The sequence below is a fragment of the Caulobacter sp. genome (genome assembly GCF_039596335.1).
Classification (GTDB): Bacteria; Pseudomonadota; Alphaproteobacteria; order Caulobacterales; family Caulobacteraceae; genus Caulobacter.
On sequence record NZ_JBCNJZ010000016.1, the window covers coordinates 37,773 to 61,093 of the forward strand.

25 protein-coding genes are annotated in these 23,321 nt (G+C 69.8%); 18 read left to right on the plus strand and 7 right to left on the minus strand.

Translation table 11 applies throughout. The features are described from left to right. Window positions 1-181 precede the first annotated feature (181 nt). The 4 genes from ABDW31_RS24395 to copD all read left to right on the plus strand — a co-directional run bounded on the left by ABDW31_RS24395 (window position 182) and on the right by copD (window position 4,269). Window positions 182-436, plus strand: a complete 255-nt coding sequence (locus ABDW31_RS24395) for a helix-turn-helix domain-containing protein (protein WP_184723692.1) — start codon at window positions 182-184, stop codon at window positions 434-436. Between the two features lie 103 nt (window positions 437-539). Beyond that, a complete protein-coding gene (locus ABDW31_RS24400) occupies window positions 540-2,888 on the plus strand; it encodes a heavy metal translocating P-type ATPase (RefSeq protein WP_343699769.1) in 2,349 nt (782 codons plus the stop codon). Window positions 2,889-2,976: 88 nt separating this feature from the next. Next, the gene (gene copC, locus ABDW31_RS24405; protein WP_066685876.1) at window positions 2,977-3,339 is read left to right on the plus strand and encodes a copper homeostasis periplasmic binding protein CopC; all 363 of its coding nucleotides are present in this window, start codon (window positions 2,977-2,979) and stop codon (window positions 3,337-3,339) included. A gap of 3 nt (window positions 3,340-3,342) precedes the next feature. Continuing rightward, entirely contained in the window at window positions 3,343-4,269 is a 927-nt protein-coding gene (gene copD / locus ABDW31_RS24410; protein WP_184717258.1) for a copper homeostasis membrane protein CopD, read from the plus strand. A gap of 9 nt (window positions 4,270-4,278) precedes the next feature. Here copD and ABDW31_RS24415 read toward each other — a convergent pair whose 3' ends face one another. The 7 genes from ABDW31_RS24415 to ABDW31_RS24445 all read right to left on the minus strand — a co-directional run bounded on the left by ABDW31_RS24415 (window position 4,279) and on the right by ABDW31_RS24445 (window position 10,065). Beyond that, window positions 4,279-5,382, minus strand: coding sequence for an acyltransferase (locus ABDW31_RS24415; RefSeq protein WP_066685874.1), 1,104 nt, complete (start codon window positions 5,380-5,382; stop codon window positions 4,279-4,281). A 53-nt stretch (window positions 5,383-5,435) separates the two neighbouring features. Further along, entirely contained in the window at window positions 5,436-5,690 is a 255-nt protein-coding gene (locus ABDW31_RS24420) for a copper-binding protein (RefSeq protein ID WP_082769426.1), read from the minus strand. 84 nt (window positions 5,691-5,774) lie between these two features. Continuing rightward, a complete protein-coding gene (locus ABDW31_RS24425) occupies window positions 5,775-6,815 on the minus strand; it encodes a copper resistance protein B (protein WP_066685871.1) in 1,041 nt (346 codons plus the stop codon). Then, window positions 6,812-8,653 carry a copper resistance system multicopper oxidase gene (locus tag ABDW31_RS24430; protein ID WP_062098112.1) on the minus strand — a complete coding sequence of 614 codons (1,842 nt, stop codon included), beginning with the start codon at window positions 8,651-8,653 and terminating at the stop codon, window positions 6,812-6,814. Before ABDW31_RS24430 ends, ABDW31_RS24425 begins: the two co-directional genes overlap by 4 nt. Before the next feature lie 113 nt (window positions 8,654-8,766). Then, window positions 8,767-9,339, minus strand: coding sequence for an RNA polymerase sigma factor (locus ABDW31_RS24435; RefSeq protein ID WP_066685867.1), 573 nt, complete (start codon window positions 9,337-9,339; stop codon window positions 8,767-8,769). Next, window positions 9,336-9,776 (minus strand): periplasmic heavy metal sensor, encoded by a 441-nt coding sequence (locus ABDW31_RS24440; RefSeq protein ID WP_062098114.1) that lies wholly within the window; start codon window positions 9,774-9,776, stop codon window positions 9,336-9,338. Before ABDW31_RS24440 ends, ABDW31_RS24435 begins: the two co-directional genes overlap by 4 nt. 1 nt (window position 9,777) lies before the next feature. Next, complete coding sequence (locus ABDW31_RS24445) at window positions 9,778-10,065, minus strand: hypothetical protein (RefSeq protein WP_066685866.1); 288 nt, start codon at window positions 10,063-10,065, stop codon at window positions 9,778-9,780. 454 nt (window positions 10,066-10,519) lie between these two features. On the opposite strand from ABDW31_RS24445, the gene ABDW31_RS24450 reads away from it, so the two are divergent. The 14 genes from ABDW31_RS24450 to ABDW31_RS24515 all read left to right on the plus strand — a co-directional run bounded on the left by ABDW31_RS24450 (window position 10,520) and on the right by ABDW31_RS24515 (window position 23,306). Next, window positions 10,520-10,873, plus strand: a complete 354-nt coding sequence (locus ABDW31_RS24450; RefSeq protein WP_172274915.1) for a hypothetical protein — start codon at window positions 10,520-10,522, stop codon at window positions 10,871-10,873. A gap of 116 nt (window positions 10,874-10,989) precedes the next feature. Continuing rightward, window positions 10,990-11,439: a heavy metal-responsive transcriptional regulator gene (locus tag ABDW31_RS24455; protein WP_062098120.1), complete on the plus strand. Its 450-nt coding sequence runs from the start codon at window positions 10,990-10,992 to the stop codon at window positions 11,437-11,439. A 132-nt stretch (window positions 11,440-11,571) separates the two neighbouring features. Next, window positions 11,572-11,952, plus strand: coding sequence for a hypothetical protein (locus ABDW31_RS24460; RefSeq protein ID WP_066730188.1), 381 nt, complete (start codon window positions 11,572-11,574; stop codon window positions 11,950-11,952). Between the two features lie 50 nt (window positions 11,953-12,002). After that, window positions 12,003-13,868: a 2Fe-2S iron-sulfur cluster-binding protein gene (locus tag ABDW31_RS24465; protein WP_241736216.1), complete on the plus strand. Its 1,866-nt coding sequence runs from the start codon at window positions 12,003-12,005 to the stop codon at window positions 13,866-13,868. Further along, complete coding sequence (locus ABDW31_RS24470) at window positions 13,868-14,590, plus strand: hypothetical protein (RefSeq protein ID WP_062100026.1); 723 nt, start codon at window positions 13,868-13,870, stop codon at window positions 14,588-14,590. Before ABDW31_RS24465 ends, ABDW31_RS24470 begins: the two co-directional genes overlap by 1 nt. Continuing rightward, window positions 14,587-15,303 (plus strand): hypothetical protein, encoded by a 717-nt coding sequence (locus tag ABDW31_RS24475; RefSeq protein WP_062100025.1) that lies wholly within the window; start codon window positions 14,587-14,589, stop codon window positions 15,301-15,303. Before ABDW31_RS24470 ends, ABDW31_RS24475 begins: the two co-directional genes overlap by 4 nt. Then, complete coding sequence (locus tag ABDW31_RS24480) at window positions 15,290-15,691, plus strand: DUF1622 domain-containing protein (RefSeq protein ID WP_343699770.1); 402 nt, start codon at window positions 15,290-15,292, stop codon at window positions 15,689-15,691. Before ABDW31_RS24475 ends, ABDW31_RS24480 begins: the two co-directional genes overlap by 14 nt. Window positions 15,692-15,721: 30 nt before the next feature. Continuing rightward, window positions 15,722-16,168, plus strand: coding sequence for a four-helix bundle copper-binding protein (locus tag ABDW31_RS24485; RefSeq protein WP_184717256.1), 447 nt, complete (start codon window positions 15,722-15,724; stop codon window positions 16,166-16,168). Window positions 16,169-16,286: 118 nt separating this feature from the next. Next, window positions 16,287-16,646, plus strand: coding sequence for a hypothetical protein (locus tag ABDW31_RS24490; RefSeq protein ID WP_062100022.1), 360 nt, complete (start codon window positions 16,287-16,289; stop codon window positions 16,644-16,646). Window positions 16,647-16,800: 154 nt separating this feature from the next. Beyond that, window positions 16,801-18,321 (plus strand): aldehyde dehydrogenase family protein, encoded by a 1,521-nt coding sequence (locus ABDW31_RS24495; protein ID WP_062100021.1) that lies wholly within the window; start codon window positions 16,801-16,803, stop codon window positions 18,319-18,321. 23 nt (window positions 18,322-18,344) lie between these two features. After that, on the plus strand, window positions 18,345-19,370 hold the full coding sequence (gene adhP / locus ABDW31_RS24500) for an alcohol dehydrogenase AdhP (protein ID WP_099504365.1): 1,026 nt from the start codon (window positions 18,345-18,347) through the stop codon (window positions 19,368-19,370). A gap of 29 nt (window positions 19,371-19,399) precedes the next feature. Beyond that, on the plus strand, window positions 19,400-21,088 hold the full coding sequence (locus ABDW31_RS24505; protein ID WP_184717254.1) for a copper resistance system multicopper oxidase: 1,689 nt from the start codon (window positions 19,400-19,402) through the stop codon (window positions 21,086-21,088). A 179-nt stretch (window positions 21,089-21,267) separates the two neighbouring features. After that, a complete protein-coding gene (locus tag ABDW31_RS24510) occupies window positions 21,268-22,053 on the plus strand; it encodes a copper resistance protein B (RefSeq protein ID WP_156449520.1) in 786 nt (261 codons plus the stop codon). Further along, window positions 22,044-23,306, plus strand: coding sequence for an MFS transporter (locus tag ABDW31_RS24515; RefSeq protein ID WP_062099701.1), 1,263 nt, complete (start codon window positions 22,044-22,046; stop codon window positions 23,304-23,306). Before ABDW31_RS24510 ends, ABDW31_RS24515 begins: the two co-directional genes overlap by 10 nt. Window positions 23,307-23,321: the final 15 nt, after the last annotated feature.

Below are 23,321 nucleotides of genomic sequence, written 5' to 3' on the forward strand. Positions count from 1 at the left end.
CCGTATCACCAGCCTCCTGTCTCGCACGGGCGGGGCGCTGTTGGCGCGGCCTGGACGCGGTCTGGCCCCGGACCACCTTGCCGAGATGTTCCGCCTCGCCAAGGTGAAGACCGATGAGCCCGCGTGGACGGACAGCCGCGATCCCCGGCGGCTGTCGACGCGGATGACCGGAGCCAGACCCATGGCCGACGAGAAGTTTCTGACCACCGATGAGGTCGCCGAGCGTTATCGCGGCGAGGTCTCGGTCGGCACCCTCGAAAACTGGCGCGCCCAGCGCATCGGTCCGCCGTTCGTCAAGATCGGCAAGGCCGTGCTCTATCCGATCGAGGAACTGGACGCCTGGGACCGGCGAAACCTCGTGGCCTGCGACGACGCCAAGGTCGTGGGACGTCGACGTCAGAGTCCACCGAGCAACCAACCCGGCCTGGTTCCATGACCGATCATGCTCAAGATTTCCGACAGGTTGATACGTCGCAATGAGGGAAGCCGTTTTGAGATGCGTAGTGCCCAGCGTGTCGTAGCGCGCGGAAGGCAGACGGATGAGCGGTTCGAACTCGCACCAAGGCCATCACCCTGACCCTGGCGTCCCGGTCGGCGAGCATCGCGATCCCGTCTGCGGCATGAGCGTGGATCCGGCCACCGCGCCGGAGCACCGCCAGCACGCGGGCCAGCATTACCACTTCTGCTCGGCCGGCTGCGCTCGCAAGTTCGACGCCGAGCCTGAACGCTACCTGCAAAACCCCGCCACGCCGACGGCAGCAGCGTCCGAGGCCACGCCGGGCGCGATCTATACCTGCCCGATGCACCCAGAAATCCGGCGGTCCGGCCCGGGCAGCTGCCCGATCTGCGGCATGGCCCTGGAGCCGCTGACCGTCACGGCCGACAGCGGACCCAATCCCGAACTGCGCGACATGACGATCCGGTTCTGGATCGGCCTGGCCCTGGCCTTGCCGGTCTTCGCGCTGGAGATGGGCGGCCACGTCGGACTGATGGCGCCGCACCTGGCGCCGGGGGTGTCCAATTGGGTCCAATTGGCCTTGGCGACCCCCGTGGTGCTGGGCTGCGGCTGGCCCTTCTTCGAGCGTGGCGCCCGCTCGCTGGCGACGCGCCAGCTCAACATGTTCACGCTGATCGCCATGGGCATCGGCGTAGCCTGGGCCTACAGCGTGGTGGCCACCCTGGCGCCCCAGCTCTTCCCGGCTGCCTTCCGCCGACCCGACGGCTCGACGCCGATCTATTTCGAGGCCGCCGCGGTGATCACGGTTCTGGTGCTGCTGGGCCAGGTGCTTGAGCTGCGCGCCCGCGAGAACACCTCCGGCGCGATCAAGGCGCTGCTGGACCTGTCGCCCAAGACCGCGCGCCGGATGTTCGACGGCGAGGACTTCGAGATTCCCGTCGAGGACATCCAGGTCGGCTTCCACCTGCGCGTGCGCCCCGGCGAAAAGATCCCCGTCGACGGCCGGGTGCTGATGGGCGAGGCCTCGGTCGACGAGTCCCTGGTGACCGGCGAGTCCATGCCGGTCCACAAGTCTCCGGGCGACAAGGTGATCGGCGGCGCGCTGAACAAGACGGGCTCCTTCCTGATGATCGCCGACAAGGTCGGCGCCGACACCTTGCTCTCGCAGATCGTGGCGATGGTGGCCGAGGCCCAGCGCAGCCGCGCGCCCATCCAGCGGATGGCCGACCGGGTATCGGGCTGGTTCGTGCCGGCCGTCATGCTCGTCGCCCTGATCGCCTTCGGCGCCTGGGCGGCGTTCGGCCCGCCGCCGAGCATGGCCTTCGCGCTGGTGGCGGCGGTCTCGGTCCTGATCATCGCCTGTCCCTGCGCCCTGGGGCTGGCCACGCCGATCTCGATCATGGTCGGTGTCGGCCGCGGCGCGGCAGCCGGCGTGCTGATCAAGAACGCCGAGGCCCTGGAGCGCTTCGAAAAGATCGACACGCTCGTCGTCGACAAGACCGGCACCCTCACCGAAGGCCGACCGGCCGTCACGGCGATCCGCCCGGCGGCGGGGTTCACGGAGGAGGAGATTCTGCGCCTGGCCGCCAGCCTGGAGCGGGCCAGCGAGCATCCGCTGGCCGACGCGATCGTTCGAGCCGCGGCGGCGCTGGAGCTGCCGCTGTCGCATCCCGAAGACTTCGACTCGCCCGTGGGCAAGGGCGTGGTCGGCAAGGTCGAGGGGCGCGTCCTGGCGATCGGCTCGGCCCGCTTCCTGGACGAGCAAGGCGTGGCGTCGGCGCCGCTCGCCGACCAGGCCGACGCGCTGCGCCAGGACGGCGCCACGGCGATCTATGTCGCCATCGACGGAGCGGTCGCCGCCGTGCTGGCCATCGCCGACCCGGTCAAGCCGACCACCCAGAAAGCCGTCGAAGCCCTGAAGGCGGACGGCGTGCGCGTGGTCATGCTGACCGGCGACAACCGCACGACCGCCCAGGCCGTCGCCAAGCGGCTGGGCATCGACGAGGTCGAGGCCGACGTCCTGCCCGACGAGAAGGCCGCCGTGGTCAAGCGCCTGCGGGCTGAAGGCCGCAAGGTCGCCATGGCGGGCGATGGCGTCAACGACGCGCCGGCCCTGGCGGCGGCCGAGGTCGGCGTCGCCATGGGCGCGGGCTCGGACGTCGCCATCGAGAGCGCCGGGGTCACGCTGCTGCACGGGGACCTGGAGGGCCTGGTCAAGGCGCGTCGCCTCTCGCGAGCGGTGATGGGCAACATCCGGCAGAACCTGTTCTTCGCCTTCGCCTACAATGTGGCGGGCGTGCCGATCGCGGCCGGGGTGCTCTATCCGGTGTTCGGCTGGCTGCTGTCGCCGGCGATCGCCGCGGCGGCCATGGCTCTGTCCTCGGTCAGCGTGGTCGGCAATGCGCTGCGCCTGCGGGCGGTGCGGCTTTAGGCGCTGACTGGCGCGGGCGTTGTTGAGGGGTTGGGCCGCCGCCCGCGTAGGAACTTAGGACAAAGTCGCCTTTCAACAGGACCGCCCCATGACCTACCGCGCTTTCCTCGCCACCGCCGTTCTGTCGGCCTCGATCCTGGCCGGCGGCCAGGCCAGCGCCCACGCCAAGCTGGTGGCCTCCGACCCCGCCGCCAACGCCACGGTCGCCGCGCCCAAGACCATCCGCCTGACCTTCAATGAAAAGCTCGCCCCAGCCTTCTCGAGCTTCGAGCTGGCCATGGCCGACGGCATGAAGGCGCCGGTCAAGACCACCGTCTCGGCCGACCGCAAGACGATCACGGGCGTGCCCAAGGGCCGGCTGATGGCGGGCGCCTACAAGCTCACCTGGCATGCGGCCGCCGCCGATGACGGTCACCGCATGGATGGGACCCTGGCCTTCACGGTGAAGTAGCCGATGGAGACCGCGGTAGTCCTCGTTCGCTGGGCGCAATATGTGACGTGCTTCGTCCTGGCGGGCGGGGCGCTCTTCGCGCTCTACGCCCTGCCGGCCGCGGGTCCGTCCAGCGCCGTGGCGCTGGGCTGGCCGCGTCGGCTCCTGGCGGGCTGCGCCGCGCTGCTGGTCGTGGCCAGTCTCCTGGGTCTTGTGCTGCAAACGGCCGTGGTCGCCGGGTCGCTTTCCGCGGCGCTGGATCCCTCGATCCTGACCTCGGTGATCAGCGAGATGGCGATGGGCGCGGCCTCGCTCGCACGGGCCCTGGCCGCGGTCGTGGCGCTGCACGTGCTTCTGCTCGCGCCGCCCGGCCGCGCCGCCTGGATCGCTGTATCAACGTTGGGGGCCGTGGCTGCGGCCAGCATGGCCTGGATGGGCCACGGCGCGGCCACCGAAGGTTTCGGCGGGAGCCTGCACCTGGCGGCCGACATCGCCCACCTCGCGGCGGCCGCCGTCTGGGTCGGCGCCCTGGTGTTCTTTCTGGGGCTGGCCGGGGTCAGTCGGCGTGACGCGCGACAGGCGCCGACCTTCCATGCCGCCCTGGCGGGTTTCTCGGGCATCGGCTCGGGCGTCGTCGCCGTGCTGGTCGCCAGCGGCCTGATCAACAGCTGGTTCCTCGTCGGGCCCATGGGCGTTGCGGCCCTGGTCCGCACGCCCTACGGGCTTCTTCTGCTTCTCAAGCTCGTTCTCTTCGGCGCCATGGTCGTGCTGGCCGCCGCCAACCGGTTTCGCCTGACCCCGGCCCTGCGCGAAGCCCTGGTCGAGCCGGCGCCGCCCAGCACGGCGGTCAAGGCGCTGCGCCGCAGTCTCGTGCTGGAACTGAGCGCGGCGATGGCGCTCGTCGCCGTGGTCGCCTGGCTAGGGCGTCTCGCGCCGATCAGCGCGCAATAGCCGCAACGTTCAGAGCACCGGTTCGTGCGCCGGCTCGGGCGTGGGGCGCCGCGCGAAGGGATCGCGCGCCCGCAACCAGTTACGCGCAGGCCGTTCGACAAGATGGTAGGCGACCATCGCGGCCAGCTGACAGGCCACGAACGCTCCTGCCCAGGCCAAGGCGATCCCGGCGCCGGACAGGTCTGGCGCCAGCCTTTCCAGAGCGTGGAAATAGACGATGTCGGCCGGAAGGTGGACCATGTAGAGGCTGTAGGAGACCTCGCCGAGATAGACGAGCGCCGGCGCCGACATCGCGCCTGGCTTCGCGGCCTTGGACGTCTCGGCCAGGCAGAAGATCAGCATAGCCAGACCCGGCCAGATATAGAGATCGCTCAGTCGCAGGTTGGCGGCGATCGCCACCCAGACCGTCGCGGCGAGCGCGCCGAATCCGGCCATGCCGGCCGGCAGGCTCAGGCTCGATCCCAAGCGATGCAGGGCCGCGCCCATCAGGAAGGCCGGGATGATCCGCAAGGCGCCGATCTGGGCGCTCATGTCGGTGAACAGCACCCCGCGCCCCTGGGCCGTCAGGAACATGGCGACGAACAGGGCGAGCACGGCGAGGACGAAGAGGCGTGGCCAACGCCTCAGCGACACCGAGGCGATGGCCGCGACCGGAAAGCCGAGGTAGGCGAACCACTCAGCCGAGATCGACCAGGAGGGGAAGTTCCATTGCACGGTGGGCGTCGTGCCCCAGGCATGCACTAGCAACAGGTGCTGGGGGAGCATGCGCGGGTCGAACGCCTGGGGATCGAAGCGGACGCCCAGCTTCAAGGCCGCGAGCCAGATGGCGATCGTCGCGGCCAGGGTGACCAGATGGACGGGATAGACCCGCGCCAGGCGCGCCCAAAGGAAGGAGCCGTAGTTGAACCGTCGCTCGGCCCAGGCCCGCGTATAGACGTGGCTGAGGATGAAACCCGACAGGATGAAGAAGAGGTCGACGCCGAGGTAGCCCTTGGCGGCCAGGCCAAAGCGCTCGAGACCAAGGTCCAGGTGGTTGCGGAAATGATAGACGAGCACCCACAGCGCCGCGCAGATGCGCAACGACGTGAGCGGACGGATGTCCGACGGATACATGGCCCCTCCCCCGAGGCAATGGTTGGAGCCGGCGAGCGCCGGCCCGATGGGCGCTAGACCGCGGTCAGGCCGACGATGGTCTGGCCCCGCAGCTTGAAGCGCACCTTGGTCCCGACGCTCAGGCCCTTCAGGAGGGTCGGATCAGCGACCTTGAAGGCCATGGTCATCGGCGGCCACTTCAGCGCCGGGATCGCTTCATGGGCCAGAGTGATCTTGGCGGCCTTGGCGTCGATGGCGCGCACGACGCCGACCGCCTCGACCGGCGCGCTCGCCTCAACCGCATGCGCCGCAGGGTCCATAGCGCTCATCTGGGCGGCCGCCGGCTGGGCCAGCAGGGTCAGGGCGCTCGCAAGAGCGAAGCATCTTCATGGAAGCCTCGCTAGGATCGATGGTCAAAACCAGGCCCTCAGGCCGAGCACGAAACTGGTCTCGGTGACCTCGTCGCCGCGCAGCCGGGCGAAGTCCGCGGCGCGCCCGAACCGCTTGGATAGGGCGACGCCGACATATGGCGCGAATTGGCGCCGAACCTCATAGCGAAGGCGCAATCCGAGCTCGCCGCTCGAGAGCCCCGAACCGATCGCCGCTGCGGGGATGTCTTGGGCGGCGAAGTTGAGTTCGGTGCGCGGCTGCAGGATCAGGCGCTGGGTGAGGCGCCAGTCGATCGCCCCTTCGGCGCGCGCGAGGACATCGCCCTTGCTGGAAACGAACACCGCTCCGCCCGCCTCGATCCAGTAGGGCAACAGGGTTTCGAACCCGACGGCGGCATAGGTGCGCGACTTGGGCTCGACATCCTGGCGCAAGCCCACCTGCAAGTCGGTATAGAGCGCCACGGGCCTGGAATAGAGCGCCTGCACCTCGCTGGCCTGAACGCCGTGACGGCCGCCCTCGCCCTCGGATTTGATCACCAGGCGATTGAGGTCGCCGCCGAACCAAGCCTCGCCGTCCCAGTGATAGCCGTTGCCCCCGGCCTGGGCGCGGTATTCCAGGAGGTTGGCCATCACCTGCGAGACCTGGGCGCCGCCATGCTCCTGCCGGAGCACGGCGCGAGCCCGGTCCATGGCGGCCGGATCGAAGACCCTGTCGGCCAGATGGTCGGTGGGCGGCGCCGGCGGAGCTGTTTCGTGATCGGGCAAGGGCGGCGGTCCCATCGCTTCGGCCGGGCGTTCCGATTGACCGGAGACAGCCAGGCCGGGCATGGCGCCCATGTCGTGGCCGGCGTGGGGGTCGGTCGCCGGCGCGACCTGCGTCTGAGGCATGGCCATGGCCGGCATGGCGCCCATGTCGTGTCCGGCATGGGGGTCGGCGGCTGGAGGCGGGGCCGCCGGCGCAGGCTTGGAACTGGGCGCGGCTGGCGCGCCGGCGTGGCCGGCGTGCTGGGCCAGGGCCGGCGCGGCCCACAGGACCGGCAAGAGGGCGATCAGCGAGGCCTTCATCGCGCGCCCTCCGCGGGGGTGTCGCGCACGCTGAAGACCTGAAACATCCCCGCGTGCATGTGATAGAGCATGTGGCAGTGGAAGGCCCAGTCGCCGGTCTCGGCGGTGAAGTCGAAGCTGACGCGGCCGCCGGGCAGGACGATGACGGTGTGCTTGCGCGGCATGTGGCCCGCCGGTCCGAAGGCCAGTTCGAAGAAGTGGCCGTGCAGGTGGATGGGGTGGGCCATCATGGTGTCGTTGACCAGGGTGACCCGGACCCGCTCGCCGTGGCGGAAGGCGTAGGGCGGCGGCCGATCGCTGAACTTGCGCCCGTCAAACCCCCACATGAACCGCTCCATGTTGCCGGTCAGGTGGATCTCGAGGGATCGCTCCGGGGCGCGCGGGTCGGGATTCGGCTCGAGGGCCACTAGGTCGCGATAGACCAAGACCCGGTGGCCGACGCTTTCGAGGCCCTGGCCAGGCTCGCCGGTGCGATCCATCGGCATCGGCGCGATCGACTGCACGCCCGGACCGAGCCTGACCTGAGGCGCGTTGTCCGGATTGCGCATGGACATGTCCATGCCGCCCTTGTCCATCTTGCCCATCACGTCGCTTCCGCGCTGGCGCGGCGGCGCCATGCCGGGCGCGGGGGTCGCGGCCTTGGCGCCCATGGCCGCGTGATCCATGCCGGACATGTCCGTGGAGCCATGGTCCATGCCCCCCATGTCCATTCCCTCCATATCCATGCCCATGTCGCGCATGGTGGTCAGCGGCCGCTCGCGCGGCGGCGGGACCTCGGCGCTCATGCCCAGCCGCGGCGCCAGGGTGGCGCGGCCCAACCCAGAGCGGTCGACCGACTCCGACACGATCGTGAAGGCCTTGTCTTCGGCGGGCTGGACGATCACGTCATAGGTCTCGGCGTTGCCGATCTGGAACTCGTCGACCTCGACGGGCCGCACGTGCTGGCCGTCGGCGGCGACCACGGTCATGCGCAGCCCCGGGATGCGGACGTTGAAGACCGACTGGGCCGCGGCGTTGATGAACCGCAGGCGCACGCGCTCGCCGGGCGCGAACAGCGCCGTCCAGTTGTCCGCGGGGCCATGGCCATTGACCAGGAAGGTGTAGGCCGCGCCGGTGACGTCGGAGATGTCGGTCGGGTCCATCAGCATCTTGGCCCAGTCCAGGCGCTCGGCCAGGGTCTGGTCCTTGCCGGCCAGAAGCCCAGCGAGGGTCTGGCGCTGGTAGTTGAATGCGCCGCTCTGCTGCTTGAGCTTCTTGAAGATCTGGTGCGGGTGCAGGCGGCTGAAGTCCGACAGCACCACGACGTGCTCGCGGTCGAAGGCCACCGGATCAGGACCGACCGGATCGATGATAATGGGCCCATAGTGGCCCATCTGCTCCTGCAGGCCCGAATGGCTGTGGTACCAATAGGTGCCCGCCTGGCGGACCTGGAATTCGTAGGTGAAGGTCTCGCCGGGCTTGACGCCCGGGAAGCTGACGCCGGGCACGCCGTCCATCTGGAAGGGCACGAGCAGGCCGTGCCAGTGGATCGAGGTGTCCTCGTCGAGCGTGTTGGTCACCGACAGGCGGACATGCTGGCCTTCCTTCAGCCGGATCAGCGGGCCAGGAACCGTGCCGTTGATCGTCACGGCGTGGCCGGCCTTGCCGTCGACCGTGATCGGCGTGTGGCCGATGGTCAGCTTGATGTCCTCGCCCGAAAGGGCGGCCGGCGCGCGGCCGGGATCGCCCGCCGCGCGCGCCCAGGACGGCAGCAGGCTCGCCAGGGTGGCGCCGCCGCCGAGGACGGCGAGCGATTGGAGAAAACGACGGCGATCGAAAGCCGCGCTGGATCGAAGCATGACAGCCCTTTGACGATGACGCGCCGGCGGCAGGCCGTGAGGGACGGCCGCGACGCGATCTCTAGGTGGCTACGCGCCAAACCGTCGCCCCCCTCGCCGGCGGGCGAAAAAAGTCAGGGATCGACCAGCCAGTCGGCCAGCCGCTTGCGGGCGCGATAGGCGCGCATCTCGATGGTCTTGACGCTGACGCCCAGGACCGCCGCGGCGTCCTGTTGTGAATAGCCTTCCAGATAGGTGAGGATCAGCGGCTCCTTGAGCTGGTCGGGCAGGCGCGCGATCGCCGCCTCCAGGCGCGACAGTTGTTCGGCGCGCAGACTCGCCGCCTCGGGGCCCGGCGCGGGGTCGGCGGGATCGGGCGCGCCTGGCGCGTCGATCGACCGCTCGCCCAGGATCAGCCGCCGAACCAGCAGGCGACGCCCCCGGTCGCGGCACTTGTTCAGGACGATGGCCCGCATCCAGGCGCCGAACGGCCGGGTCGGATCATAGCGATCCAGCGCCTTCCAGGCGGCCACGAAGCTTTCCTGCACCACCTCGTGGGCGGCTTCGGAGTCGCCGACATGGCGCCGGGCGAAGGCGTGCAAGGCGCCCTTGTGACGCCGCATCAGCGTGCTGAAGGCGCGCTCGTCGCCGCGCGCCGCGCGCCTGGCCAGCGCGCCGTCCTCGTCCTCGCCAAGGCCGGCGGTCACGGCGTCTCGTTCGTGAGCGCCTCGCTGACGCGGCGGTCGAATTTGGCCGCCTGCTCGGGGGTCAGCACCTTACGCATCGCCAGGACGTGCTGGACCGTCTCCAGCTGCAGCGCCCCCATGGCGACATGGAAACGCTCGACCGCGGCCTCGACCTCGGGCCCGTATTCGTGGCGCGCCTGGATGGCGGCGGCCAGTTGGGCGTTGGCCGCGCGCAGCTCGGCCTCCCGGGCGCGGCGACGCACGGCGAAATCCTGTTCGAGCGCCTCGAGCCGGCGATCCTGATCCGGGCTGAGCTTCAGCTCGTGGTGAACCATCTCGTGCAGCGACTGGGCGTGATGCATCGGCAAGAACCGGCCCGAGCCGAGCCAGCCGCCGGCGATCCCGGCCAGCAGCGCCAGGACGACGGTCAGGGCCGCCCCGCGCGAGATCCGGCGCATGTCAGCGCCCGCCGAGCAGGGTCGACGGCGCCAGGTGCGCGTCGACCGAAAACGCCGAGATCTCGGAGGGGGCGCGCGCGGCGGCGTTGGCCGCGAGACTGCCGCCGACCATGCCCAGGCCCAGGGCCGCCACCACCGAGGCCGCGCGCAGCGGCACGAGCGCGTTCGCCGCGCGCCGGCCGTCGCGCCAGCTGTCGATCCTGGCCCACACCTGGCCTTCCAGGCCGGGCAGCTGGGCGTGCGGCTGGCGCCGCAACGCCTCGAAAAGTTCGTCGAGCTGGTCGCTCATCGTCGATCCCCTGACTCTGCACGCCTACATACGCGGCCCGCGGTCCAACCCCTCACCTCAGGCGCGACGCGCCCCCGGGCCGGCCGTGCGTCCGGCGCACGACGCGGAGAAAAACCATATGCTGAAAACGTCCGCACGGATCCACAGGTGTTGGGCCGCTGGCGACGCTCGGGTGCGGGTGAAAGCCACGCACGCCCCGGCCCCGCATGGCGATCGCCCCCCGGGGGGACGCGCCCGCGCCCAGGACGGCCGAGGTTCGGAGCGGCGCGATCGCCGCCGCGGCCTGGCGCCCCGTCGCGCGAGACGAGGGCCAAAACCTGCGCTTCGGAATCTACGTATTCCGACCCGGGACGTAGGACCCTAGTCCTGGACTCGAAGAACAACTTCTTCCCGTCGAAGATCAAACGGCGGCGCATCTACTCATCTTCAAACCTATTCATCTAAGGAGTCAAAGATGATCAAGACGTCCGTCATCGCCGGCTTGGCCGGCATCGCGATGCTCGTTGCAACGCCGGTTCTGGCGCAAGGGATCGGCCACACCTTCTTCATGAAGGGCTCGATCGTCGCGAACGACAGCAACGGCACCGTGATCTGCATCGGCAAGGCGGACGGCGCCGAGGTCGGCCAGACCCTGGAAGTCTACCGCGTCAAGCAGCTGCCGGGGCCCAACAAGGCCCCGCCGTCCTATCGGCGCGACCTCGTCGGGCACGTGAAGATCGACCACGTCTTCGACGACCACTTCGCCCATGTCACGGTCGCCGACGGTACGCCGGCCAAGCACGACATCGTCGAGCTGCGCAAGAACTGAGCGGGCGATCGGTTCGCCAGCGGCGGGATGGCCCACGCCGTCTCGCCGGAGCGACCGGCGCGCGCGCCCCTCCGCTGACCTTGGGCTTTCGTCCAACGAGCGAGGCGACGAGTATCATGACGACCTTCAAGATCGGCGCGTTCGCCGCAGCCGCCGGCGTGCGGCGCGATACGATCCGGTACTACGAGCGCACCGGCCTGCTGCGCGATCCGGGCAGGACCGGCGCCGGCTACCGTGTCTATGAGGACGCCGACCTCCTGCGGCTCCATTTCATCCGGGCCGCGCAGGAGCTCGGCTTCACGCTCGCCGAAACCGCCGACCTGCTCGCGCTTCAAGCCTCCGACACCGCCAAGGCGTCGGCGGTGCTGGAGATCACCCGCGAGAAGATCCGCGACGCCGAACGCCGCATTCAGCGGCTGTCGGATATCCGTGACGTGCTCAGCGCGCTGGCCGACGATTGCCCGATGGACGTGGCGGCCTCGGACTGTCCGATCCTGGCCTTCCTCGCCGAAAGACGGGTCCGGCGGTCGGACGCCCGCGGCGACGCACCGCGGGAGGCGCTCTGACCCGCCCGGGCGCGCGGCGACACGTCAATCCTTGGCCGGCGACCTCGCCGGCTCCACCGCTCGCCCCTGGCGCGCCCGTCCGCGGCGAAGGCCATCGGTGTCGAGCCCATGATCTCCAGGGAGGAACTTGCCATGATCGACATCCGCCACACACTTCGCGCGCCCATCCAGGCGCTTGTGATCGGCGCCGCGGCGCTCGCCCTCACCGCCTGCGGCGACAAGGGCGCTGAGCCCCCGCCGCCCGCGGCCTCGGTCCAGGCCCCGGCCCCGTCGCCCGCCGCGGCCCCGGTCCCCAGCGCCGCCGATCCGGATCCCGGCGTCGGCGGCTCGACGGCGCCTTCGAACAACGCCGCCGGGCAACATGACGCCGATCACGACGCGGCGACGATGGAACGCCATCATCGTCAGGAGATGGATCACCACGCCATGCGCCAGGGCGGCGCGGCCACGGGGACGACGCCCCAACCCGACGCCGCGCCGATGAGCCCATCGGCTCCGATGAAGGACATGTGAAGACGAGGGCAAGCCCGATGCGCGGGACGACCAGCCGACAGGGATGGAGCTTGGGTCTGGCCGCCGCCTGCCTTCTGCTTTCGACGGCGGCCATCGCCCAGGAAGGCGACGAGCACGCGGCCCACCATCCGGGCGCGCAAGGCGGCGCGATGGCGGACGCCGGCGTCATGGGCGCCGCGCCGAGCCCCGCGGCAGCCGGCATGAGCGGAATGATGGACGAGATGATGGAGGGCGAAGGCGAGCATGGCGCCCGGCGCACGCCCTTCGTCTCACAACTGCTCGCCGCCCCGTCGCTCAGCGCCGAGGGGCGCAACCGGTTGATGGGCGAGGCCCAAGCGCGCGTGGAGCGCGGACTGGCCATGGCCGCCGAGGCCTCCGCCGCCGCGCGGTCCGAAGATCCGGCCGCCCGGGCGAGCGCGGCGCGGCGCCTGCGTGAAGCAAGCGACCTCTTCGCGAGCGGATCGGCCGCGCTCGCCGCCCTCGACCGCGGCGCGTCCCCGCAGCCGGCGGCGATCACCTGGTTTCGGGATCAGATGAGCCTGGGCGCGCCGCCGCACGCGGCGCCGATCCGGTGGCTCGGCGTCTCGCCGCCCCATTTCATGCTGATGTTCGTCCTGGCGATGGTCAGCGCGATGCTGCTGGGCCTGCAGGTCGCGCGCCTGCGGCGGGTCCGCAAGATCGTCGACGCCGGCGGGTCGACGGCCCCCGCGCCCGCCCCGGCGACCGCGACGGCCTCGCCACGCCAGGCGGCGGCCGTTGAGCCGGGCGCTGAAACGCTCACGCCGAGCAACGCCGCGCCGCCCGCCGGGGCGTCGCTGCGCAAGCCCAGGAGCTGGTCTGGCCCGTTGCGGGTGGTCCAGATCGTGCGGGAGACGCCGACGATTCAGACCTTCCGGCTGGCCGACCCGGCCGCCGATCGGCTGCCCTTCGATTTTCTGCCCGGCCAGTTTCTCCAGGTCGAGGTGGAGCCGGTGGATGGCAAGCCCTCGCGGCGATCCTACACCATCGCCTCCTCGCCGACGCAGCGCGCCTATGTCGAGCTAACGGTCAAGCGCGAGGAGCAGGGCGTCGTGTCGTGCTTTCTGCACGACAAGGTCGCCGTCGGCGACCTGCTGAAGACGACGGGCCCCTTCGGCGCGTTCACCTTCACCGGAACCGACGCCGACAGCATCGTGCTGATCGCCGGCGGGGTCGGCATCACCCCCATGATGTCGGTCCTGCGCTACCTGACCGACACGGCTTGGTCGGGCGAGATCTTCTTCCTGTACGGCGCCCGTTCGACCGACGAATTCGTCTTCCGCGAGGAGCTCGAGCGGCTCGAGCGGCGGTTCTCCAATCTGCACGTGATGGCGGCCATGCGACGCTCGGCCGGCACGGTCTGGCTGGGGCCGCAAGGCCCGCTCACCCGCCAGATGCTGCTCGACGCGGTCCCAGACATCGCCCGCCGCCGCATTCACATGTGCGGGCCGCCGGGCATGATGGCCGCGATGCGCCGGGAGCTGGCCGCTCTGGGCGTCCCGGACGCTCAACTTCACACCGAAGCCTTCGGGCCCGCGTCGCTGCCCGCCGACGCGGCCGAGCTCGAGGTCAAGGCGCCGCCCCCCGCGCCGTCATCCCCGAGCGTCGTCGCGCCCCCCACGCCGGCGGTCGCCGCGGCCACCATCACCTTTTCCGTGGCGGGCGTGTCGGCCCCGCTCCCCGCCGGCCAGACCGTCCTGGAAGCCGCGGAGGGCGCGGGGGTGGAAATCCCCTATGCCTGCCGCTCGGGTGAATGCGGCGTCTGCGTCACCCGGCTGATTTCGGGCGAGGTCACCATGGCGGTGGAGACCGGCCTGGATCCCGCCGACAAGGCCAAGGGCTACATCCTGGCCTGCCAGGCCAAGAGCACGGGCCAGCCGCTCGTGGTGGAGGCCTGATGCGCGAGCGCGGCGACATGGCCGTCGGCCTGCTTGTGGCCTTCCTGCTGCTCTTTCCGCTGGGCTACGTCCTGCACGTCGCGCCGCGCTTTCCCGGCAGCCTGGTCGGCGGCGTCATCGGCGTCGTCGCCGCCGTCCTCATGCTGCTGACCCTGCCCTATGTGGTGGTCAAGCACGTCAAGGCGGCGGAACGGTGGACAGGCCGGTTCGTCAGCAAGCCGACGCTGCTGGCCCTGCATGTGTATGCGGGCGTGCTGGCTCCGATCCTGGGGTTGGTTCATGCCGCCCACAAGTTCGGCAGCCCCGTCGGCCTAACGCTGACCGGCCTTGTGCTGCTGACGGTCCTCAGCGGCTTCGTCGGCCGCTACCTGCTGGCGCAGACGGCGCGGGCCCTGCGCGGCCGCCGCTCCGAGCTGGCGTCCCTGCAAGCGGCGTATCTCCACCTGCCGGCGCCCCCGGCGCCGACGGCGGCGGCCGTTGCGCTTTCCCGCTGGAAGCGGCTGTTCTTCGTCGCCGGCGAACCGCCGGCGCCGCCGCCCGATGGGGCCGAGGCCCTGGCCGCGGCCTTGGCCGACACCGAGTTCGCCATCCGCGCGGAGGGTGCGACCAACCGGCTGTTGTCGCGTTGGCGGTGGCTGCACGCTGTCCTGGGGGCGCTGGTCTACCTGGTGCTGCTTTTGCACATCGCCGCGGCCATCTATTTCGGGCTGCGCTGGCTATGATGCGGGACCGCCTCCTCTACTGGATCTTTGTCGCCGCCGGCCTGGCGCTGCTGGGCGTCGCGGCGATGATGCAGACAAGCGCGCCGCCCGGCGCCGGACCGGTGGCTCAGCTTGTCGCGCCAGGCCCCCTGTCGCCGGCCCACCAAGCCTTCGGCGCGCAGTGCGCCAGTTGCCACACGCCTCTCAAGGGCGTGGAGAGCAAGACCTGCGTCGCCTGCCACGCGAGCACCGATTTCGGAAACAAACAGTCGACCCAGTTCCATGCCCAGGCTAAGGAGTGCACGGCTTGCCACGTCGAGCACGAAGGCGCGCGCGCCATCGTGAAGATGGACCATCAGGCGTTGCTCGATCCGGCGGTGTGGCGAGGGCCGGCTGTTTCGCCACCCAATCCGCACGCCTTGCCGCCCGAAGCCGCGCTCAATTGCGCAAGCTGCCATTCCGTCCGCGATCCGCATCTGGGACTCTTCGGCCAGGACTGCGCCAGCTGCCACGCGACCAGCAGTTGGAAGGTTCCCAACTTCCGGCATCCGTCGGTCAGCTCGACGCAATGCTCGGAGTGCCACACCGCGCCGCCCAGTCATTTCATGGAGCACTTCAGCATGGTCTCCCAGCGCGCCGCCGGCTCCAAGGCGCGCGTCGAACAATGCTACGCCTGTCACACCACCGACAGCTTCAACAACATCCGCCGCCGAGGCTGGTATGATCACCATTGAGTCCGGCTGGCTCAGCGCCTTCTTCAGGCTCGCGGTGATCATCCTCGAGCTGGCGGGCACGCTGACCATCCTCAGCGGCGCGGCGCTGGCGACGATCCTGTTCGCCCTGCGGGCCCGATCGGGCGACCGGGCCAAGGCCTATGGCGCGTTCCGGTCCGCCCTCGGCCGAAGCATCGTTCTTGGCCTCGAATTCCTGGTCGCCGGCGACATCGTCAAGTCGCTCGTCATCAACCCGACCTTGGACGATCTCATCGTCCTGGCCGGTCTGGTCTTCGTGCGCACCTTCCTTAGCATCTCGCTCGGCGTCGAGATCAACGGCCACTGGCCCTGGGAGGACACGCGCATGGCCAGGGCCACGGGCCGCGAACCTTCCTCACCGCGGGTCTGACCAGACCCGCCCACCCGCCGGGAGATTGACATGCTGCAACGACGAGACCTGCTCACGGGAGCCGCCCTGTTGGCGGCCGGCGCCTCCCAGCCCGCCGCGGCGGCCGCCCAGGCCCACGACATGAAGGGCATGGACGCCATGCCCGGCATGGCGATGTCGATGAGCGACTGCATCGATCACTGCCTGGCTTCCCATCGCCGGTGCCTTGAGACCGCCGCCTACGCCCTCGATCAAGGCGGCGCGCTCGCCGCCCCCGACCTGATCGCCATGCTCACCGACTGCGCCGAGCTGTGCCAGGCGACCGCCAACTCCATGCTCCGCGGCTCGGCCCTGCACCCGGTGCTCTGCCGCGCCTGCGCCGAAGCCTGCGACCTGTGCGCGGCGGCCTGTTCGAAACCCCGCGCCGACGCCCCGATGGCCCAGTGCGCCGAGACGTGCAGGGTGTGCGCCGCGGGCTGCCGACAGATGTCGCGCTGACCGCGCCTTCGGACCTTACGTATACGCGCGGCCGCCAATTGCGGGCATTGCAAGCGTCACGCCGTTCGAGATGCAGACGACGCCATCGGACGCGAACGTCATAAGTTGGAGATCAGAAATGATGCGCAAGATCGCAGTCGTGGCCGGCGCTGTCGGCCTTCTGGCCATGGGGACCGCCGCATTCGCCGACGGCCCCGCGCCCAAGGCCCAGACCCAGCCCGCGCCGGCCGCCTCCGCCCAGACCCCGCCGGACCACGCCCACATGCAGGGCATGGACCATGGCGGCCAGCAGATGCACGACCAGATGATGAAGGACCATCAACAGGGGATGGCGAACATGCCGGCCACGCCGCCCAAGGATCCCGCCGCCAAGAAGCCCATGAAGGGCTGCTGCATGGACAAGCCGATGGCCCCGAAAGGCAAACCCATGGCTCCCAAGGACGCCAAGGATCCCGCCATGCCCATGAAGGACATGTAACGCCCGCTCAAGCCGCGACGCGCCGAAGAACCTGCCGGGCGAGCACGCCCGGCAGGTTCTTTCACGTCCGGGCGCCGCCAGGCGATGTGACATCTACGGATATCCTCGGCCGCGCCCGCCACTAGGCTCGTCGTCACCAGCAGGGAGCCAAGCGATGTTCCACAAGGCCATCGAGACGATGCGCGCCGCGCCCTTGTTCAAGGCGCGCTACGACAACTTCATCGGCGGCGCCTGGTCGGCCCCGACCACGGGCGAGTACTTCGCCGACCACAGCCCGATCAATGGCGACCGGATCGCCGAGTTCGCCCTGTCGGGTCCGGCCGACGTGGAACTGGCGCTCGACGCCGCCCATCGCGCCAAGGCCGGCTGGGCGCGGTTGTCGCCGGCCGAGCGGTCCCGGCTGCTGAGCCGGGTCGCCGATCGCCTGGAGCAGAACCTCGACCTGCTGGCGCTCGCCGAGACGCTCGACAACGGCAAGCCGATCCGCGAGACGCGCGGCGCCGACGTGCCGCTCGCGGTCGATCACTTCCGCTATTTCGCTGGATGCATCCGGGCCGAGGAAGGCGCGATCTCGACGATCGACGCCGACACCATCGCCTACCATTTCCGCGAGCCGCTTGGCGTGGTCGGCCAGATCATTCCCTGGAACTTCCCCCTGCTGATGGCGGCCTGGAAGATCGCGCCCGCGCTGGCCGCCGGCAACTGCACGGTCATCAAGCCAGCGTCCCAGACGCCCCTGACGCTGATGATGCTCGCCGAACTCACCGCCGACATCCTGCCGCCGGGCGTGCTCAACGTCGTGACCGGGCCCGGCCGAACCGTCGGCCAGGCGATCGCCGCCAACCCGCGGATCGCCAAGGTCTCGTTCACCGGCGAGACGGTCACGGGCAAGGCGATCATGCACGCCGCGGCCGATCACCTGATCCCGCAGACGATGGAGCTCGGGGGCAAGTCGCCCAACATCTTCATGGCCGACGTCCTTGATGAGGAGGACGCCTTCTTCGACAAGGCGCTGGAAGGGTTCACGCTCTTCGCCTTCAACAAGGGCGAGGTCTGCACCTGTCCCTCGCGCGCCCTGATCCATGAATCGATCTTCGACCGGTTCATGGAGCGGGCCGTGGCCCGCGTGGCGGCGATCCGTCAGGGCGACCCGCTCGACCCCGCGACCCAGCTGGGCGCCCAGGCGTCCGAAGACCAGCTGCGCAAGATCCTCGGCTATATCGAGATCGGCAAGAACGAGGGCGCGCAATGCCTGATCGGCGGCGCGCGGGCGCTGCCCGGAGGCGAACTCGACGGGGGCTATTTCGTGCAGCCGACCGTCTTCGTCGGCGACAACAGCATGCGGATCTTCCAGGAGGAGATCTTCGGCCCGGTGCTGTCGGTGACGACCTTCAAGACCCTCGACGAGGCGATCGCGATCGCCAACGACACGCCCTATGGCCTCGGCGCAGGCGTTTGGAGCCGCAGCGGCAACACCGCCTACCGTCTAGGCCGCGCGATCGAGGCCGGACGGGTCTGGACCAACTGCTACCACCAGTATCCGGCCCACGCCGCCTTCGGCGGCTACAAGGCCTCGGGGTTCGGGCGCGAGACCCACAAGGCGATGCTCGATCACTACCAGCAGACCAAGAACCTGCTCGTCTCCTACGACGAGCATGGCCTCGGTCTGTTTTGATCCCTCGCAAAGGAGCAACAGCCATGGCCAAGACCATGAAGGCGGCCGTCGTGCGCAAATTCGGGGCGCCGCTGGTCATCGAGGAAGCGCCGATCCCCACGGTCGGTCCCGGACAAATCCTGGTGAAGATCGCCGCCACCGGCGTCTGTCACACCGACCTGCACGCGGCCGAGGGCGACTGGCCGGTGAAGCCGAACCCGCCCTTCATTCCTGGCCATGAGGGCGTCGGCCACGTCGCCGCGGTCGGGTCGGGCGTCACCCACGTCAAAGAGGGCGACCGGGTCGGCGTGCCTTGGCTCTACACCGCCTGCGGCCACTGCGTGCATTGCCTGGGGGGCTGGGAGACCCTGTGCGAGAGCCAGCAGAACACCGGCTATTCGGTCAACGGCAGCTTCGCCGAATACGTCCTCGCCGACCCCAACTATGTCGGCCACCTGCCGGACAATGTCGGCTTTATCGACATCGCGCCGATCCTGTGCGCGGGCGTTACCGTCTACAAGGGACTGAAGGCGACCGAGGCCAAGCCGGGCGAGTGGGTCGTGGTCTCCGGCATCGGCGGCCTGGGTCACATGGCCGTGCAGTACGCCAAGGCGATGGGGCTCAACGTGGCGGCGGTCGACATCGACGACCGCAAGCTCGATCTGGCGACACGCCTTGGCGCGGCCGTGACCGTCAACGCCCGAGAGCAGGATCCCGCCGCCGCGATCAAGGCGGCGATCGGCGGCGCGCAGGGCGTCCTCGTCACCGCCGTCTCGCCCAAGGCCTTCCAGCAGGCGCTCGGCATGGTCCGGCGCGGCGGCACGGTGGCCCTCAATGGCCTGCCGCCCGGCGATTTTCCGCTGTCGATCTTCGACACCGTGCTCAACGGCGTCACCGTCCGCGGCTCGATCGTCGGCACCCGGCTCGACCTGATGGAGGCGCTGGCCTTCGCCGGCGAGGGCAAGGTTCACGCGACTGTCCACACCGAACCGCTCGAGAAGATCAACGACGTCTTCGCGCGCATGCACCACGGCGACATCGAGGGCCGCATCGTCCTCGACCTCGCCTAATCCCCCCCGCGACGAACCGCGAGCAAACCATGTTCGACAGTCCTACCTTGCCGGCCACACGGCGCCGCTTCGTCCAGGGCCTGGCGGTCAGCGGGGCGGTGGCCGGAGTTTCGCCGGCGCTGCTGGCGGGCCCCGCCGCCGCCGCGACCGCCGAATTGCGCGGGACCGAATTCGATCTCGAGATCGCCGAACTGCCGGTCAACTTCACCGGCAAGCGTCGGATCGCCACGGCGGTGAACGGCGCCGTGCCCGCCCCCGTGCTGCGATTGCGCGAGGGCGACACCGTCACCCTGCGCGTCCGCAACCGCCTCAAGGAGATGTCCAGCATCCACTGGCACGGGGTCATCCTGCCCGCCGAGATGGACGGCGTACCAGGCATCAGCTTTCCCGGGATCGCGCCCGGCGAGACCTTCACCTATCGCTTCGAGCTGCGTCAGGCGGGCACCTACTGGTATCACGCGCACACCTTGGCCGAGCAAACCGGGCTTTATGGCGCGATCATCGTCGAGCCGCGCGCGCCGACCGGACCTGCGCCCGATCGGGACTACGCCATCCTGCTGAGCGACTGGTCGGACGAACCGCCGCTGCAGATCTTCACGAACCTCAAGAAGCTGAGCAGCTACTACAATTTCGCGCAGCCGACCGCCGGAGACTTCCTCAAGGATGTGGGCAAGCTGGGGTTCGGCGAGGCCCTCGCGCGGCGGCGGATGTGGAACCGGTCGCGGATGAACCCGACCGACTACAGCGACGTTTCCGCCGCCACCTACACCTACCTGATGAACGGAACGCCGCCGGCCGGGAATTGGACGGCGATCGCCGCCCCCGGCGAGCGAGTTCGCCTCCGGTTCGTGGGGGCGGGGACGGCGACCTTCTTCGACGTGCGCCTTCCTGGGGTCCCGCTGACCGTCGTCTCGACCGATGGCCAGCCGGTGGAGCCGGTGACGGTCGAGGAGTTCCGGATCGGACCGGGCGAAACCTACGATGTCGAGTTCGTCATGCCCGAGGGCGCCCGAACGATCTTCGCCCAATCGATCGACCGGACGGGTTTCGCCCGCGGCGTCATCGCCCCAGCGCCCGGCATGACGGCGCCGACGCCGGCGCTCGATGCGCGGACCTGGCTCGATCCGGTCGACATGATGGGCGCCATGGCCGCCATGGGCGGCGAACACGCCGGCCACGGCATGGCGGACACGACCCCGAAGGCGCGTCACGCGCGCACCGAGTACGGCGCCAACACCGACATGCGCGTCGACTATCCGCGCACCAATCTCGACGATCCCGGCGCGGGCCTGCGCGAGCGGTCCTGGCGGGTGCTGACCCTGGCCGACCTTCGCACGCCCGGCGGCGATCCGGATCCTCGCGAGCCGGAGCGTGAGATCGAGTTGCACCTCACCGGCAACATGGAGCGCTTCATCTGGACGCTGGACGGGATCAAGCTGAACGATTCCCGTCCGCTCCACTTCAAGCCGAACGCGCGGCTGCGCATCGTTCTCGTCAACGACACGATGATGGCCCACCCGATGCACCTCCACGGCATGTGGAGCGATGTCGAAGGCCCGGACGGCGCGTTCCAGGTCCGCAAGCATACCGTGGTGGTCCAGCCCGCCCAGCGGATCAGCTTTCGCGTCACCGCCGACGCCATGGGGCGATGGGCCTTCCACTGTCATCTGCTCTACCACATGGCGGCCGGCATGTTCCGGGAGGTGGTCGTCGCATGACCCGTCTGGCCCTCTCGCGAGCGTCTCTGCTCGCCTTGGCTCTGAGCGTTTCGGCCGTGGCCGCGCCCGCAATCGCCCAGGACGCCCCCCATCAGCACGCCGCGCCACCGCCGCCGAGCCCGGCCCCAACGGCCTCCCCCGCGGCGCCTGCGGATCACGCGGGCATGGATATGTCCGGCATGGATATGTCCGGCGCGGGGACGCCCGCCGGCGGCATGACCATGGACATGGGACGGATGCAGGGCGGCAAGGCTCCGCCGGACGCCCGCAACTCCGACGACTATGCGGACGGCTATCGCAATTCGACGCTGCCGGGCTACGAGATGGCCGACAAGCTGTCGATCCCCAAGGTTCTCGTTGACGAACTGGAGTTCGCCAGCGGCAACGAGGGGCAGGGCGTCGGCTGGACCGTCCTCGTCACCCAGGGCCAGGACGACAGCAAGCTCTGGCTGCGCAGCCAGGGCCTCAAGAACTCCAAGGATCGCCTCGATCCGGAGAGCAGCGTCGAGGCGCTGTGGTGGCGCAGCAAGAGCCCGTTCTGGGGCACGTTGCTGGGCGTTCGTCAGGATCTCGGCAAGGGGGCGACCACTTGGCTCGCCGCCGGCGTCGAGGGCCTGGCGCCCTACTGGTTCGATGTCCAGCTGACCGGCTACGTCGGCGACGACGGCCGCCTCGGCGCCCGCGCCAAGGGCGCCTACGAGGTCCGCTTCACCAATCGCCTCATCCTGACCCCGCAGGTCGAAACCAACCTCTATTCCAAGCGCTCGACCGACCGTGAGCTCGGCGGCGGCTTCAGCAACGTCGAGCTGAGCGCTCGGCTGCGCTACGAGGTCTCGCGGAAATTCGCGCCCTATGTCGGCTTCGTCTGGGAGCGGGCGCTGGACGACACCGCCGACTTCCGACGTGCCGATCGCCAGCGCCCGGCCGAGCATCGGGTGGTTGTCGGCTTGCGATCATGGTGGTGAGGCGCTGCGCGGCGCCTTGGCGACCGGAAGACGGCCTGACGTGTTCTGCGGCGGACGATAGCCCTGGCCGGAGCCAGACGGCTGCGTCGATCCTGTTGCTTCTCGCGGTCGCGGCGGCGTCTGCGGGCCAGACCGCCGTCCTCGCCTTTCTCCCGACCCTCGTCGACGGAGGCCAGGCCGACTTGGCGCTGCGCATCCACGATGTCCATGTCGCGAGTTTGACGGCGGCCCACCCGCTGGCGGCGCTCGTCTTCGCGCCGCTCTGGGGATGGCTCGCCGACCGCATCGACTACCGGATCATTCTGCGCACGGCCCTGGTCGTCCTCGCGCTGGCGACCGCGCCGGTCGGGGCGGTCCCGCTCCCCATGCTGTATGGACTTCGCTTGCTGGCTGGGCTGTCCGCGGCCGCCATCATCCCGCTGGCGCTGCTGTCAACGAACTTCGCACCCGGTGGCCGGGACGAGCAGGCGAGGCGTTTCACCTGGCTGACGGCCTTCATGTTTCTTGGCGACCTGTTCGGCCCCCTGCTCGCCGAAGCGTCCGCGTCGCTCTTTCCCCGCACGCCGCTGTTGGTGCTCGCGCTCGTCATCGCCGTGCTGGCGCTGGCGCTGACGACCGGCATTGTGCGCTTGCCGGCCCGCTGTGCCGCCCGTCCCGAGGGACGTCGCCTGCAAGCCCCGCCGCGCGTCGTCACGCTTGTCCTCCTGCTTGTCACCATCGTCGGCGGCGGCGGACTCGCCGCCATGCATGTCAGCCTGCTCGTGACCCGCTCCGAGGGCGCGCTGAGCCGCGAGGCGATCGCCGGGATGCTCAGTCTCTGCGGGCTGGCGATGTTGGCGGCTCAGCTTTTCCACACCCGCGTCACCTGGCTGGTGACCGCGCCTCGACGCCTGGCCTGCCTCACGCTCGCGCTTCTAGCCCTGTCGCTGTTTCTCTTTCGGTTTGGAACGACCGTGGTCGAAATGGCCGGTCTCATCGCCGTCGCCGGCTGGAGCTCAGCCAGTCTTCGGCTGGTCACGAGCTTCTGGATCAGCGGCCCCATGCGGCCCTCTGGAGTCATGCTTGGGCTGCAGCATACAGCCGCGAGCCTCGGCCAGGCGCTGGCGCCCATGTCGCTCGCCGTCGTGTCACCCCATCGGCAAGCGGCCGTCGTCGAAGCGATCGGCTGGCTGTCGCTCGGTCTGCTCGCGCTTCTGCCGGCGATATGGCGCCGGACGGCGACACCGGTCCATCCAGCCGGGGAAAGGGCGTGACAGCGCCGCCACGTC